The following is a 14,459-nucleotide window of genomic DNA, read 5'->3' on the forward strand; positions in this document are numbered from 1 at the left end:
TCGGCGGCTGGGACGGCTATCCATCGTCCAAACCTCCCGGCCCCATCACCTTCAAGCACGGCCTCGAACGCTTCTCCGCCATCGCCGCAGGATGGAGCCTCAGAGATGTGTGCATGCCTTAGTGCGTGCGCAGGGACGACGCGTTGAAATGTCGATGCCAAGCCCCCATCGATGTGCTCTCGGATTCTTTCAAGAGGTCAAATGCGATGTCGCTGCCGCAAAGCGGGGAGAGGTGAATCAGTGCCCGCGGCGGTTTTGCCATGTCACTGCGCTTTGCCATTCAATTCCGGTCTTCCGGCAGCACCGGCAGCGGCGTGACATCGATGCCTTCATCGATCAGCGCACGGGCCTCGTCGCTGGAGGCCTCGCCGAAGATCGGCCGGTGCTCGATGTCGCCGTAATGCATCTTGCGGGCCTCGTTGGGAAATTTCGTCCCGACGTTTTCGGCATTCTTGGTGATGTGGTCGCGCAGCTCCTTCAGCTTGCCGCGCAATTCGCGCTCCCTGGCCATCAGCAGCGGCGTCGAGCTTGGTGCTGCGGCGGGCACGGTCGTCTCGGGCACGGCGGCCTCGGGCGCCGGCGCCGCGACCGCGGCCGGCGCGGGATCCTGGCGCTGGTGCGAAATCTGCGGCGCCATGATCGCCTTGTCGACCTTGACCGAGCCGCAGCTCGGGCAGCTCACCAGCTTGCGCCGCGCCTGGGTCTCATAGGACGCCGAGCTGTTGAACCAGCTCTCGAAATGGTGGCCGTGATCGCAGCGCAGCGTGTAGCGGATCATACCGTGCCCCGCACCAGGTGCAGATGCTCCGGATTGCTCTTCGGATCGGCGAGGCCGAAACGGCGGCCGTGCTGCAGTGACGGGATCGCATGGCGCGCCTTGGCCACCTTGGAGGGATCGATCTCGGTGATGATGAAACCGGGCTCGGTGCCGGCTTCCGCCAGCACCACGCCCCAGGGATCGATGATCATCGAATGGCCGAAGGTGGAGCGGCCGTTCTCGTGCAGCCCGCCTTGCGCCGCGGCGAAGATGAAGCAGCCGTTCTCGATGGCGCGGGCGCGCAGCAGCACATGCCAATGCGCTTCGCCGGTAGTCTTGGTGAACGCCGCCGGCACTGAGATGAACGCCGCGCCGGCGTCGGCCAGCGCGCGGTACAGCGCCGGAAACCGCAAATCGTAGCAGATCGTCAGCCCGATCCGACCCCATGGCAGGTCGCTGATCACCGCGGTTTCGCCGGGCTGGTAGTTCGCCGATTCCCGATAGCTTTCGCCGTTCTCGAGATCGATGTCGAACATATGGATCTTGTCGTAGCTGGCGAGGATGGCGCCTTGCGGGTCGATCAGGAACGAGCGGTTGGCGGCGCGATCCGGCGACGCCTTCAGCGCCAATGAACCGATGTGCAAATGGATCTTCAACTCGCGCGCCAGCTCGCGATAGGCTTTCAGCGAGGCGTCATCGTCCTGGAACGCCAGATGTTCGAACAGCGCGGCGCGGTTCGGCTGCATCATGTTGCTCACCTCGGGGGTGAGCACATAATTGGCGCCGGCGGAGACCGCCTCGCGGATCAGCGCGCTGGCCTGATCCAGGCTCGGCCGCGGCAACAGCCCGGTGCGCAGTTGCACCATGGCGGCGGTGAAGCGGCCCTCGGCGCCGCTCACGTGCCGGCTTTTTCGCCGGCGAGCAGGGAATCCAGCTTGCCCTCGCGGTCGAGTTCGTAGAGGTCGTCGCAGCCGCCGACGTGCAACTCGCCGATGAAGATCTGCGGATAGGTCGCGCCGGGGCCGACCCGTTTGGTCATCTGCTCGCGAAATTGCGGATCGAGCGCGACGTCGTATTCGGTGAACGCCGCCTTCTTGCGGGTCAGCAACGAACGGGCGGCGCTGCAATAGCCGCAGCCCGGCCGCGTGAAGATTTCGATAGCAGCGGTCATGTCGCTCTCAGGTTGCTGGAGCACGATCCCGAAAAAAGCGGGCTCCGGTTTTTGGACCAGATCATGCTCATCAAGAACAGGTTGACCGGATTATATGGGGGATTTGCGGGTCTCCACAACCCGCGCAAAGACCAGCACATCGACCGAGGCGGCCTTGGCGCGCAGCAGCGCCCGCGCGCACGCGTCCACCGTCGCGCCGGAGGTCAAAACGTCGTCGACCAGCACGATCCGGCGGCCTTGCACGATGGCTTTGTTCTCCGCCGGAACCCGGAACGCGCCCTGCACATTGGCGGCGCGCTCGGCTTTCGACAGCCCGATCTGATGCGCGGTCGGCCGGATCCGCCGCAGCGCGTCGCGCGAAACCGGCACGTTGGCCTGCCGGCTGATCGCGCGGGCCAGCGCGCCGGACTGGTTGTAGCGCCTGGAAAAGCCGCGCCGCCAATGCAGCGGCACCGGCACCAACAGCTCGGCGTCCTTCAACAGCGGCGCGCCGGCCTGCGCCATCCAGCGCCCCATGGTCGGCGCCAGATCGACGCGGTCATGGAATTTCAAGGCATGCACCAGGGTGCGCGCCACTTCGTCGTAGCGCACCGCGGCGCGGGCGCGGGCATAGGCCGGCGGATCGGCGCTCGCCTGCATCGACAGGATGCCGGGGCCGGGATCATAGACGAAGGGAATGCCGAGCCGCTCGCAATAGGGCGGGGCGATGAACGACAATTGCGACCAGCAGGCGGCGCAGACGCCTTGGCCGGCGACCGGCTCGCGGCAGGCCACGCACAAATTCGGCAATGCCACATCGAGCGCCAACCGCGCGCCGCGCTGCGCCGCCTGCCGGCACAGCCGCAGCGCGCTTTGCAGCGTCGGCACGATGGATTTCGGCGATTGCACGTCGGCTTCCATGGCGCGAGGCTAAGGCCGCCGCCGGCCGCGCTCAAGCGGCTTCGTTGCGGTATTTTGCCCGAGAGATGGCCTAAGTTGCCGCAAGCGAATCAGACCCCAAGGAGAGCGCGTTGTCCGATCCAGAGGCCAAACCAGCCGAAGCGCTGATCTATATCGACATCTCCACCGCGCCGATCATCTCGTTCGACATCGCGCCGGCGCACGGCATCATGGCCAATACCGTGCAGATCGAGCTTGCCTCGCGCACGCTGAACCCGCTGGCCGACGGCTCGGTCGAGGTGAAGTTCGTCACCACCGGACGGCTGCGCTGCAGCCAGGCTGCAGCGATGCATCTACGCAACGCGCTCGACGCCTCGCTGAAGATGTTCGAGGCGCCGCCGCAGAGCCCGGGTCCGGCGGCGGCGTCGTCCAGGCTGAACTGATTGCCAGTGGCGCGCGCGCGGCCTAACCCTGCGGCATGAGCTCGCCCAAAGCGCCAAGACTGTTCGATCGCGCCTTGCTGGCGGCGCGGCAGCGCCGCGCCCGCGCCTTGGGGCCGGCGACGTTTCTGCTCGACCGCGTCGCCGAGGAAATGGCGGATCGGCTCAATGCCGTGCTGCGCGACTTTGTCGCCGCCGCCGACATCGCCACGCCGGGCGATGAACTGCGCGCCGCGTTGCGCGAGAGGCTCGGCGAGGTGGTCGCGGTCGAACTCGGCGCCGACGAGCGGCTGCCATTGCCAGAGGGGTCGATCGATCTGGCGGTCTCGGCGCTGGCATTGCAATTTGTGAATGATCTTCCCGGGGTGCTGACGCAGATTCGCCGCGCCTTGAAGCCCGACGGGCTGTTTTTGGCGGTGATGAGCGGCGGCGACACTTTGACAGAATTGCGCCACGCCTTTGCCGCAGCGGAATCCGAGCTGGACGGCGGGGTGTCGCCACGCGTCATCCCGGCCGCCGATCTGCGCGATCTTGGCGCTTTGCTGCAACGCGCCGGCTTCGCGCTGCCCGTCACCGACGTCGACCGCGTCGTGGTGCGCTATGATAACGCCTTGGCGCTGTTGCAGGATTTGCGGCGGATGGGCGCCACCAACGTGCTGGTCGAGCGCCGCCGCCGGCCGCTGCGCCGCGCCACGCTGTTGCGGATGGTCGAGATCTACGCCGAGCGCTTCGCCGATCCCGACGGCCGGATCCGCGCCACCTTCGAACTGGTCTGGTTATCCGCCTGGTCGCCGCATGACAGTCAGCAGCAGCCCTTGAAACCGGGCTCCGCCAAGGCCAGCCTTGAAGCCGCGGTGAAGCGGATTGTGCCGAAGGCGTAAGGCCTTAACACGGCGCTCAGGCTCGATGACGATGGCGGCTACTGCAACAAATCGATCAGATGCGAGATCAGCGGAATGTCGGCCGGCGGCATCGGATAGTCGCGCAGCTTGTTGGGGCGCACCCAGGCGAGCTGCTGGCCTTCGCGCGCGGTCGCAACACCTTCCCAGCGCCGGCAAATATAAAGCGGCATCAACAGGTGGAAGTCGTCATAGGCGTGGCTGGCGAAAGTCAGCGGCGCCAGGCACGGCTCCTTGACCGCGATGCCGAGTTCTTCATGCAATTCGCGGATCAAGGCCTGCTCCGGCCGCTCGCCGTCGTCGAGTTTGCCGCCGGGAAATTCCCATAAGCCCGCCAACGTCTTGCCGGGCGGCCGCTGGGCGATCAGCACGCGATCGTCGGCGTCGATCAAGGCCACCGCGACGACGAGGAGGATGTTCATGGAAGCCATGGCGAAACGCCTCTTCACCCTCCCCCGGGAGGAGGGTGGCGAAACTACGATCGATAGTCGCCGTTGATGGCGATGTATTCTTTGGTGAGGTCGCAGGTCAGCACCCGGTCGCGGCCTTTGCCGAGGCCGAGCGCGACCTTGATCTGGATTTCCGGGCTCTTCATCGCCTTGGAGACCTCGGCCTCGTTGTAGGACGGATCCCGTGCGCCGGACTTGGCGACCCGGATGCCGTTGAACGAAATCGACAATTTGTCGCGATCCGCGGGCTCGCCGGCCTTGCCGACCGCCATCACCACGCGGCCCCAATTGGCGTCCTCGCCGGCGATCGCGGTCTTCACCAAGGGCGAATTGGCGATCGACATCGCGATTTTGCGGGCGCTGGCCTTCGAGGTCGCGCCGTCGACGATGATCTCGACCAGTTTCCGCGCGCCTTCGCCGTCGCGCGCCACCTGTTCGGCGAGATCGGCCAGCACCGCGTTGAAGGCCTTGACGAAGGCTTTCAGCCGGAGGTCGCTGGCCTTGGAAATTTTTGGCGCGCCGTTCGCGGCGGCAGCACCCGTGGCGAACGCCAGCAGCGTATCCGAGGTCGAGGTGTCGCCATCGATGGTGACCGCGTTGAAGGTGTCGGCGACGCCGGCCTTCAGCAGCGACTGCAGCGCGGGTGCTGAAATCGGCGCATCGGTGAACACGAAGGCCAGCATCGTCGCCATGTCCGGCGCGATCATGCCGGCGCCCTTGGCCATGCCGTTGATGGTGACTTTGGCCTTGCCGAGCTTCACCGTGGCGGTGGCGACCTTCGGGAAAGTGTCGGTGGTCATGATCGCTTTGGCGGCGTCCATCCAGCCGCCGGGCGCGGCGGCGTCGGCGAGCTGGTCGAGCACGCCGTCGAATTTCGTGGCGTCGAGCGGTTCGCCGATCACTCCGGTGGAGGCGAGAAAAATATCGTCCGGCTTGCAGCCGATCGCTTTCGCCGCGATTTTCGCGGTCAGCGCGGTGGCGACGCGGCCGGTCTTGCCGGTGAAGGCGTTGGCGTTGCCGGAATTCACCACCAGCGCCCGCGCCTTGCCGCCCTTCAGCTTCAGCCGGCACCATTCCACCGGCGCGGACGGGCATTTCGACTGGGTGAACACGCCGGCCACCGCGGTGCCCGGATCGAGCAGCGCCAGCAGCACGTCGGTGCGGCCCTTGTAGCGGATCCCGGCGGCGGCGGTGGCGAGCTTGACGCCGTCGAGCGGCGGCAATTCGGGAACGTCGGTCGGGGCGAGCGGGGAGATGGCGGTGGACATGCGCTTTCACTTTTCTTGCCCGCTCCGCGGGCCGGAGAGGGTGGCGAGAATCAGCGAAGCGAGATCGAACCGGCGCGGGGGCACACAAATGGCGGCAATCCCCTTCGCCCGCCGTCGCTTCGCGAAGGCACCCTCTCCCACACGGGGAGAGGGAAGAAAAGGGGATTGCGCAGGCCTACTTCTTGGCCGGGGTCTTTGCGGTCTCGGGCTTGGCCGTCTCAGGCTTGGCGGCCTCGGTCTTCGCCTCGGGCTTGGCGACTTCCGCGGGCTTTGCTGCGTCAGGCTTGGCGGCGGCGTCGGCCGGCTTGTCGAGCCGCTCGATCTTGGCGGTCTCGCGCAGCTTGGTGACGTAATCGGCCTGCGCCTTGCGGGTCACATAGGTCTCGATCTGCGCCTTGACCTGGTCGAATTCCGGCGCCTTGCGGCTGCGCTTTTCCTCGACCTTGATGATGTGCCAGCCGAATTGCGACTTCACCGGGTCGGAAATCTTGCCCGGCTCCAGCGCGAAGGCCACCGAGGAGAATTCCGGCACCATCTGGTCCTTGGTGAAGAAGCCGAGGTCGCCGCCGTCCGAGGCCCCCGGATCCTTGGATTTCTTCTTGGCGAGTTCGGCGAAATCGGCGCCCTTCTTCAGCTCGTCCTCGATCGCCTTGGCCTCGTCCTCGGTCTCCACCAGGATGTGGCGGGCGCGCACCTCGGTCTCGCCGGTGATCTGCTTGGCGGCGTCGTCATAGACCTTCTTCATCGCGGCGTCGGTGGTGGCCGCCTTGCCTTCGACGGCCAACAGATTGTCCATCAACAGCCGGTTGCGGGCGAAGGCGAGCCGCGACTTGAAATCCTCGCGATCGGCGATTTTCTTGTCTTCGGCTGCCTTGGCGACGATCTTGAGGTCGATCAGGAACGACAGCACGTTATCGGTCTTGGTGGCCGGGTCCATCTGCGCCAGGCTGGGGCCGAGCTCTTCTTCGGCCACGGCGACGTCGCTCTGACGGATGTCCTGGCCATTGACCTTGGCGAGCACCGGATCGGCGTCCTGCGCGCGCACCGGCAGGCTGGCCATCATCAGGCAGCCGGTCACGGCGGCGCAGGCGAGGCCGAAGCGCAGGCCTAGTTTCTGGTCGATCGGCGAAGCGGTCATGGAAAATCCTTATCTGCAAAGGCGGGATGTGCGGGGTCGCGGGACACTCGCCCAATCATGCCGCCTTGGCAACGCGCAAACTCTGTCAAAATCATGAATTCCTTGATTGGGCGGCGCGTTGACAACCCTCTACCCCAGCCATATCTCTCCGCGATCGGACCGGCGCGACGGCAGGTGCCTGGCCGCGCCTGGGCCGCGAAACTTTCGGATTGCTGGCTTTCCATTCATTTCGCGCCCGATCCCGGCAAGGGATACCGGCCTCAAGCGTCACGATGAGTTGATAGCGACGGGGTGAACGGGTGATGGCTGCAACGCCGAACTGCAAAGACAGGAAATTGGTATGATCGGCGCGCTCGCCCGCAGGCTTTTCGGCTCTCCCAACGACCGACGGATCAAGGCCTATCAACCCCGCGTCGAGGCCATCAACGCGCTGGAGCCGGAGCTCGTGGCGTTGTCGGACGAGGCGTTGCAAGCGCGCACCGCGGAATTCCGCCAGCAACTGGCCGACGGCAAGACGCTCGACGACATCCTGGTGCCGGCCTTCGCCACGGTGCGCGAGGCCGCCAAGCGCACGCTCGGCCAGCGGCATTTCGACGTGCAGTTGATCGGCGGCATGGTGCTGCACGAGGGCGACATCGCCGAGATGAAGACCGGCGAAGGCAAGACCCTGGTGGCGACGCTCGCGGTCTATCTCAATGCGCTCGCCGGCAAGGGCGTCCACGTCGTCACGGTCAACGATTATCTGGCGCGGCGCGACTCCGCCTGGATGGGGCAGATCTACGGCTTCCTCGGCATGACCACCGGCGTCATCGTCCACGGCCTCGACGATCAGCAGCGCCAGGCCGCCTATGCCTGCGACATCACTTACGGCACCAACAACGAATACGGCTTCGACTATCTGCGCGACAACATGAAGTACCGGCTGGAGGACATGGTCCAGCGCGGCCACTACTACGCCATCGTCGACGAGGTCGATTCGATCCTGATCGACGAGGCGCGCACCCCGCTGATCATTTCCGGCCCGCTCGACGACCGCTCGGAATTCTACAACACCATCGACACCTTCATGCCGCGGCTCGACAAGGCGACCGACTACGAGATCGACGAGAAGCAGCGCACCGTGACGCTGACCGAAGCCGGCATGGAGCGCATCGAGGTGCTGCTGCGCGACGCCGGCCAGCTCAAGGGCGAGTCGTTGTACGACGTCGAGAACGTCTCGGTGGTGCACCACGTCAACCAGGCGCTGCGCGCGCACTCGCTGTTCCAGCGCGACAAGGACTACATCGTCCGCGACGACGAAGTGATCATCATCGACGAATTCACCGGCCGCATGATGCCGGGCCGGCGTTATTCCGAGGGCCTGCACCAGGCGCTGGAAGCCAAGGAACACGTCCAGGTCCAGCCGGAAAACCAGACGCTGGCCTCGATCACCTTCCAGAATTACTTCCGGATGTACGAGAAGCTCTCGGGCATGACCGGCACGGCGCTGACCGAAGCCGACGAATTGTTCGACATCTACAAGCTCGAAGTGGTCGAGATCCCGACCAACGTGCCGATCGCCCGGCTCGACGAAGACGACGAGGTGTATCGCACCCAGGCCGAGAAATACGCAGCGATCCTGGCAGAAGTCGAGCGCGCCAATTCGCGGCTGCAGCCGGTCTTGGTCGGCACCGCCTCGATCGAGAAGTCCGAGGTGCTCGGCGAGTATCTGAAGAAGCACGGCTACAAGCAGATCGACTTCACCGACCCCAAGGGCATGGAGAAGCTGTATGCCGCGGCGCGCGCCGGCAAGCCCGCCAAGCTGTTCGCGGTGCTGAACGCGCGCTTCCACGAGCAGGAAGCCTATATCGTTGCCGAAGCCGGCGTGCCCGGCGCGATCACCATCGCCACCAACATGGCCGGCCGCGGCACCGACATCAAGCTCGGCGGTTCGCTGGAAATGCGGATCCAGCACGAGACCGCCGGGATCACCGACGAGGCGGAGAAGGCCGCCAAGATCGAGCGCATCAAGGCCGACATCGAGCGGTTCCGCGAGATCGTGCTGAAGGCCGAGGAGACCGTCGAAATCGAGCCGGCCAAGGGCAACAAGCCGGCCAAGACCATCACCCGGCCGGGCGGGCTCTATATCATGGGCTCGGAGCGCCACGAATCCCGCCGCATCGACAACCAGCTGCGCGGCCGAAGCGGCCGCCAGGGCGATCCGGGCCGCTCCAAATTCTTCCTGTCCTTGGAAGACGATCTGATGCGGATCTTCGGCTCCGACCGGCTCGACACCATGCTGACGCGGCTCGGCCTGAAGGAAGGCGAGGCGATCATCCATCCCTGGATCAACAAGGCTTTGGAGAAGGCGCAGCAGAAGGTCGAGGCGCGCAACTTCGACATCCGCAAGAATTTGCTGAAGTTCGACAACGTCCAGAACGACCAGCGCAAGGAAATCTTCGATCACCGCATCAGCCTGATGAAGGATGACAGCGTCGCCGAAACCGTCGCCGGAATGCGGCACGATTTCATCGACGACATCGTCGCCAAGCACGTGCCGGAACATGCCTATGCCGAGCAGTGGGACGTCGCCGGGCTGAAGGAAGAACTCAGCCGGGTGCTCGGGCTCGACCTGCCGGTCGACGAATGGGCCAAGGAAGAAGGCATCGCCGACGAAGAGCTGCTGACAAGGATCGAACAGCGCGTCGATGAGCACATGGCGGCCAAGGTGGCGCAATGGGGCCCCGAGGTGATGCGTTATGCCGAGAAGTCGATCCTTTTACAAACGCTGGATCATCTGTGGCGCGAGCATCTGGTGATGCTCGATCATCTGCGCAACGTCATCGGGCTGCGCGGCTACGGCCAGCGCGACCCGCTGCAGGAATACAAGTCGGAAGCCTTTGCGCTGTTCGAGGCGATGATCACCCATCTGCGCGAGGCGGTGACCGCGCAACTGATGCGGGTCGAGATCGTGCCGCCGGACGAGCCGCGGGATCTGCCGCCGATGGAAGGCCACAAGTTCAACGCCGACACCGGCGAGGACGAGATGGCGTTCGCCAATGTCTCGCTGGCGCCGGCCGACAATGCCGACAAGACCGCGCGCAACCCGGACGATCCCTCGACCTGGGGCAAGGTCGGGCGCAACGAGGATTGCCCCTGCGGCTCCGGCAAGAAATACAAGCACTGCCACGGCAGGTACGCGTAGGCGGAGCGAGCTATTGCTGAAATGCGGCTCGCGGCCACGCGGATAGTTGGCGGGCTCGTATCTGATTCGTCGTTCTTGAGACCCCCCACCCCCGACCCCTCCCCCTTGCGGGGAGGGGTCGGGGGTGGGGGTCTCAGAGCGGGGCTGATCGGGCAAAATAGCCGACAATAACCAAGGCATCAGCGGCTTGATCGCATGGCGGCAGAGCGCGCGGCCTGCGCGCCGACGCCCTGACCTTGGCTTTCAACGATGCCTGGGATTCAGCGGCGCGTCTCAGCGCACTGCGGAGAAGCGGTTCTCGAAGGAATTCGCCGAGACCACCGGCTGCGCGCCGGCGAGGGTGCCGCCGGTTGACGCAGCGGGTGCGGCGGCGTCGGCCGACGACACCGTCGGCTTCAGCGGCGGCCGGGCCGCGGCGACCTGATGCGGCGCGCTGGCCGGCTTGGCGGCCGGCGGCTTCACCGCGACCACGGAGGCCGGGTGCGGCGGGGCACTGGTCGGCTTGGCGGCGGCCACCAGCTTCGGCTTAGCGGGCGCCATCGTCGCGGTGGTCTCCGCTGTGGCGCTGGCGCTCTTATGCGCCAGATTGTTGAGCAAGCCTTCCGACGGCGAGGTTGCGGCGCGGCTGGCGACGGTCGCCTCGGGCTCTTCGAAGGCGGCTGCAGCGGTTGCCTTGGGCGGATTGACGTGCGGCGGAATGGTGCCGGGGGCGCGGGCGAAGGCGGTCTGCATGCCCGGCGCGTCCGGCTCGGATAGCCCGGTGGCGCCGTCCGGAATCTTCGAGGCGAAGATCCGGTTCATGCCGCCGTCGATGTCGGGCCGGCGCTGCGCCATTGGAATGCCCTTGGCGATCAGCTCCGCGGTCTTGACGTCGTCCTCGCGCTGCTTCTGGCGTACCGCGTCGGCGATCTCGCTCGGCACCACATAGGCCGGGCATTTCGCGGTGGCGTTGAACGACAGCGGCTTGTTGGAGGCGTTCGGCGGCGCCGCCGGATCGAACACGTATTTGGCTTCGCAGAACTCCACCTTGGGCTCCTGCCGCGTCACCTCGAAATGATCGTAGCCTTCCTTGATCATCTTCCAGAACGGCATGTTCGGGTTGTTGCGGTGCTTCGCCATGTTCACCGGCGTCATCTTGAACGGATAGGCCTGCAGCTGGAACGCGCGCTGGCCGCCGAAGAAGGATTCCCGACCCAGCGAATAGATTTCCGCGATCTGTTCGTCGGTCATGGCGTAGCAGCCGCGCGACGAGCAGTCGCCGTGCACCATCAGATCCGAGCCGGTGCGGCCGAGCGCCTTGTCGAAGGCATTGGGAAAGCCGGTGTTGAACGACAGATAGTAGGACGATTGCGGGTTCATCTGCGCCGGGGTGATGTTGTAGAAGCCCTCCGGCGCCTGGCGGTCGCCTTCGCGCACCTTGGGGCCGAGATCGCCGGACCAGCGGCAGATCGGATAGGTCTTCAACAGCGCGAACTGGCCGGAGCGGGTCTGCTTCCAGATCTCGAGCTCGGCCTCCTGCTTGAACAGCCGCACCAGCATCGGCGCCTGCAGGTCCATGTCCTTGGCCTGCATCTCGGCGATGAGCTTCGGCGGCACCGGCTGATTGGCCTTGGCGTTGTTGGCCAGCGAAATCTCGTCGCTATTGCAGCCGGCGAGCAAGACACCAGTAGCAAGCGCAACCGATGTCACCAGCGCGCGAACAAGCGTGCGATCAATCAAGGTAAAGCTCCGCAGCCGATCGGGGCATCGTCCCCGAATTTGAGACGATCTATCCGCCGCCGTAGAGCAATTATTATCCTTAAGCCCCCCGCGTCGCAAGCCGATCGGGCCGGCGCGGTCCGGTGCCAGCCGCCATGGTGAATAGAGCCTGAAGATTTCAGCCAGCACAACGCCAGTCGCAGCGCCCCGGCTTGCCTAGAAAAAGCCATGATGCGGCGCCGGCAGCCCGCGAATACTTTGGCTGATCTTGCCGGCGCCGTGCACACCGCGGCGAAACCCTGGATTCGCCGTGGGCCGCAGCGTTCGAATCAGCCGAGCTTGCGGCCGATATCCAAGAACTTCTGCCGGCGCTGGGCGCGGATCGCGGCGCCATCGAGGTCGCGCATGTCGCCGAACGCCTTGGCGATGGCGTCGCCGGTCTTGGCGATCATCGCTTCGGGGTCGCGATGCGCGCCGCCGCGCGGCTCGGTGACGATGCCGTCGATCACGCCGAACCGCGACAGATCCTGCGCGGTGATCTTCATCGAGGTGGCGGCTTCCTGGGCCTTGGCGGAATCCCGCCACAGGATCGAGGAGGCGGCTTCCGGCGAGATCACGCTGTAGATCGCGTGTTCCAGCATCAAGACCTTGTTGGCGGTGGCGATCGCGATGGCGCCGCCGGAGCCGCCCTCGCCGATGATCACCGCGACATTGGGCACGGTCAGCGACAGGCAGGCGTCGGTCGACCGCGCGATCGCCTCGGCCTGGCCGCGTTCCTCGGCGCCGATGCCGGGATAGGCGCCGGCGGTATCGACCAGCGACAGCACCGGAATGCCGAAGCGGTCGGCCATCTCCATCAGCCGCACCGCCTTGCGATAGCCTTCCGGGCGCGCCATGCCGAAATTGTGCTTCAGCCGGGTCTCGGTCGAGGCGCCTTTTTCCTGGCCGAGCACGCAGATGCTTTCGCCGCGGAAGCGGCCGAAGCCGCCGATCAGCGCCTCGTCGTCGCCGAATTTGCGGTCGCCGGCCAGCGGCGTGAAATCCGCGATCAGCGACTCGACATAGTCGATGCAATGCGGCCGCTGCGGATGCCGCGCCACCTGGGTCTTCTGCCACGGCGTCAGCGCGACGTAGAGATCGGTCAGCGCCTGCTGCGCCTTCTCCTCGATGCGGGCGATTTCCTCGCCGATATTGCTGCCGGAGGCCGCCAACGCCCGCAATTCGTCGATCTTGGAATCCAGTTCCGCGACCGGCTTCTCGAAATCCAGGTAACTGCGCATCGGATCGGGCATGGGGTGCATTCGGGGAGTTGCAAAGGAATGAACGGCGGGCAAAGAAAGCGCCGGCCTTTCGGGCTTTTCAAGCCAAATGCCGCGCCAAGTCAAGCGGCCGTGGCAGTAGCAATTGCGCTAGCACGCGGCTTTGCTGCGAATGCTTGGCGCATCGTGGCCGGGCAACGCGCCCTTCCTTCGCAATCGTCGATGCGTCGTCGGGTGCCGGCCGGGCGGCGTACCGCTCGGCCGGCATGCCGATATCACAGCCGCTCGATCTTCTGCGCAGCCTCGTCGATCAGCGCCACCGCGGCGAGCAGCTTCTCCTTGTCGAGCCCGTCGCCGAGCCGATGCAGCAGCACGCTGCGCAGATTGTGCATGGCGCGGCGCACCGGCACCGCGTCGACCCGCTCCCGCATCGCGCCCATCGCTTCAAGCCGCGCCAGCATCGCGGCGACCTCGGCGGCCTGTTCGGCGAGATGCGTGGTGCCTTCGGGCGTGACGGCGAACTGCTTGCGGGCGCCCTCGGCCGATTGCTCGGCGATCAGCCCCATGTCGCTGAGCAGCGTCAGCGTCGGATAGACGATGCCGGGGCTCGGCGCATAGGCGCCGCCGGTCAATTCCTCGACCGCGCGAATCAGGTCGTAGCCGTGTCGCGGCTTGTCGGCGATCAGCTTCAGCAGCACCAGGCGCAACTCGCCGCCGTCGAAGCGGCGCCGGCGCCCGCCGCCGTGACCGCGGCCGTCCTCGGGAAAATCCTCCGGGCCGTGATGATGTCCAAAGGGGTGGCCACCGCGCGGGCCGGCGTGGCGGGGGCGGAACGCTTCACCGCCGCCGTGGCGGCCGTGCTGATGGGAGTCGCCGTGAAAACCAAACATGAGAAGTCCTCTTTCTCGTTTATGATCGGTCTAAGATATATCATAGAAACGGACGCGACAAGCGTGAAGATATATCGTGGACGTATTTTAATGAGGGGGAGTCGGGCCGAGTGGCTATGACTTGTCGGCCAGCGGATGCAGGTCGCGGACCAGGCTTTTAAGCCGTTCCTCGACCACATGGGTGTAGATCTGGGTGGTCGAGATATCGGTGTGGCCGAGCAGGGTCTGCACGATGCGCAGGGCGGCGCCGTTGTGCAAAAGGTGGCTGGCAAAGGCGTGGCGCAGAACGTGCGGGCTGACAAGCCGCGGCGGCAGTCCGGCGGCGCCGGCGAGTTCTTTCAGCTCGCGGGCAAAGTGCTGCCGGGTGAGGTGGCCGCTTTCGCCGAACGAGGGAAACAGCCATTTCGAGGCGCCGGCGTTGCTGGCC

At 65.7% G+C, this 14,459-nt stretch carries 14 protein-coding genes; 3 read left to right on the forward strand and 11 right to left on the reverse strand.

The genetic code is table 11. From position 1 onward, the window contains the following. Positions 1-280 precede the first annotated feature (280 nt). From VGC77_RS18915 to VGC77_RS18930, 4 genes are all read right to left on the reverse strand, one after another. Entirely contained in the window at positions 281-778 is a 498-nt protein-coding gene (locus tag VGC77_RS18915) for a DUF1178 family protein (RefSeq protein WP_331173108.1), read from the reverse strand. Continuing rightward, positions 775-1,623 (reverse strand): carbon-nitrogen hydrolase family protein, encoded by an 849-nt coding sequence (locus VGC77_RS18920; protein WP_331173121.1) that lies wholly within the window; start codon positions 1,621-1,623, stop codon positions 775-777. Before VGC77_RS18920 ends, VGC77_RS18915 begins: the two co-directional genes overlap by 4 nt. A gap of 29 nt (positions 1,624-1,652) precedes the next feature. Further along, entirely contained in the window at positions 1,653-1,928 is a 276-nt protein-coding gene (gene grxC, locus VGC77_RS18925) for a glutaredoxin 3 (protein WP_331173109.1), read from the reverse strand. Between the two features lie 90 nt (positions 1,929-2,018). Next, positions 2,019-2,828 carry a ComF family protein gene (locus VGC77_RS18930; RefSeq protein WP_331173110.1) on the reverse strand — a complete coding sequence of 270 codons (810 nt, stop codon included), beginning with the start codon at positions 2,826-2,828 and terminating at the stop codon, positions 2,019-2,021. Positions 2,829-2,938: 110 nt separating this feature from the next. On the opposite strand from VGC77_RS18930, the gene VGC77_RS18935 reads away from it, so the two are divergent. Both VGC77_RS18935 and VGC77_RS18940 read left to right on the forward strand, forming a co-directional pair. Beyond that, entirely contained in the window at positions 2,939-3,250 is a 312-nt protein-coding gene (locus tag VGC77_RS18935) for a hypothetical protein (RefSeq protein WP_331173111.1), read from the forward strand. Between the two features lie 35 nt (positions 3,251-3,285). Continuing rightward, entirely contained in the window at positions 3,286-4,128 is an 843-nt protein-coding gene (locus VGC77_RS18940) for a methyltransferase domain-containing protein (RefSeq protein WP_331173112.1), read from the forward strand. Between the two features lie 38 nt (positions 4,129-4,166). On the opposite strand, the gene VGC77_RS18945 is transcribed toward VGC77_RS18940, so the two are convergent. The 3 genes from VGC77_RS18945 to VGC77_RS18955 form a co-directional block, all read right to left on the reverse strand. Further along, positions 4,167-4,568 (reverse strand): (deoxy)nucleoside triphosphate pyrophosphohydrolase, encoded by a 402-nt coding sequence (locus VGC77_RS18945; RefSeq protein ID WP_414709696.1) that lies wholly within the window; start codon positions 4,566-4,568, stop codon positions 4,167-4,169. Positions 4,569-4,621: 53 nt separating this feature from the next. Further along, entirely contained in the window at positions 4,622-5,863 is a 1,242-nt protein-coding gene (argJ, locus tag VGC77_RS18950; protein ID WP_331173114.1) for a bifunctional glutamate N-acetyltransferase/amino-acid acetyltransferase ArgJ, read from the reverse strand. A 175-nt stretch (positions 5,864-6,038) separates the two neighbouring features. Then, on the reverse strand, positions 6,039-7,001 hold the full coding sequence (locus tag VGC77_RS18955; protein ID WP_331173115.1) for a peptidylprolyl isomerase: 963 nt from the start codon (positions 6,999-7,001) through the stop codon (positions 6,039-6,041). A gap of 340 nt (positions 7,002-7,341) precedes the next feature. Here VGC77_RS18955 and secA point away from each other — a divergent pair, with 340 nt between their 5' ends. Continuing rightward, on the forward strand, positions 7,342-10,185 hold the full coding sequence (gene secA / locus VGC77_RS18960) for a preprotein translocase subunit SecA (RefSeq protein WP_331173116.1): 2,844 nt from the start codon (positions 7,342-7,344) through the stop codon (positions 10,183-10,185). A 273-nt stretch (positions 10,186-10,458) separates the two neighbouring features. On the opposite strand, the gene VGC77_RS18965 is transcribed toward secA, so the two are convergent. The 4 genes from VGC77_RS18965 to VGC77_RS18980 all read right to left on the reverse strand — a co-directional run. Then, positions 10,459-11,904, reverse strand: coding sequence for a murein L,D-transpeptidase family protein (locus VGC77_RS18965; protein ID WP_331173117.1), 1,446 nt, complete (start codon positions 11,902-11,904; stop codon positions 10,459-10,461). A gap of 308 nt (positions 11,905-12,212) precedes the next feature. Next, entirely contained in the window at positions 12,213-13,175 is a 963-nt protein-coding gene (locus VGC77_RS18970; protein ID WP_331173118.1) for an acetyl-CoA carboxylase carboxyltransferase subunit alpha, read from the reverse strand. 242 nt (positions 13,176-13,417) lie between these two features. Further along, positions 13,418-14,032, reverse strand: a complete 615-nt coding sequence (locus VGC77_RS18975) for a PadR family transcriptional regulator (RefSeq protein ID WP_331173119.1) — start codon at positions 14,030-14,032, stop codon at positions 13,418-13,420. 114 nt (positions 14,033-14,146) lie between these two features. Continuing rightward, positions 14,147-14,459 (reverse strand): tyrosine-type recombinase/integrase (locus VGC77_RS18980; protein WP_331173120.1); only part of this gene is annotated, 313 nt, incomplete at its 5' end.

The sequence above is a fragment of the Rhodopseudomonas sp. genome (assembly GCF_036404135.1).
GTDB lineage: Bacteria > Pseudomonadota > Alphaproteobacteria > Rhizobiales > Xanthobacteraceae > Rhodopseudomonas_A.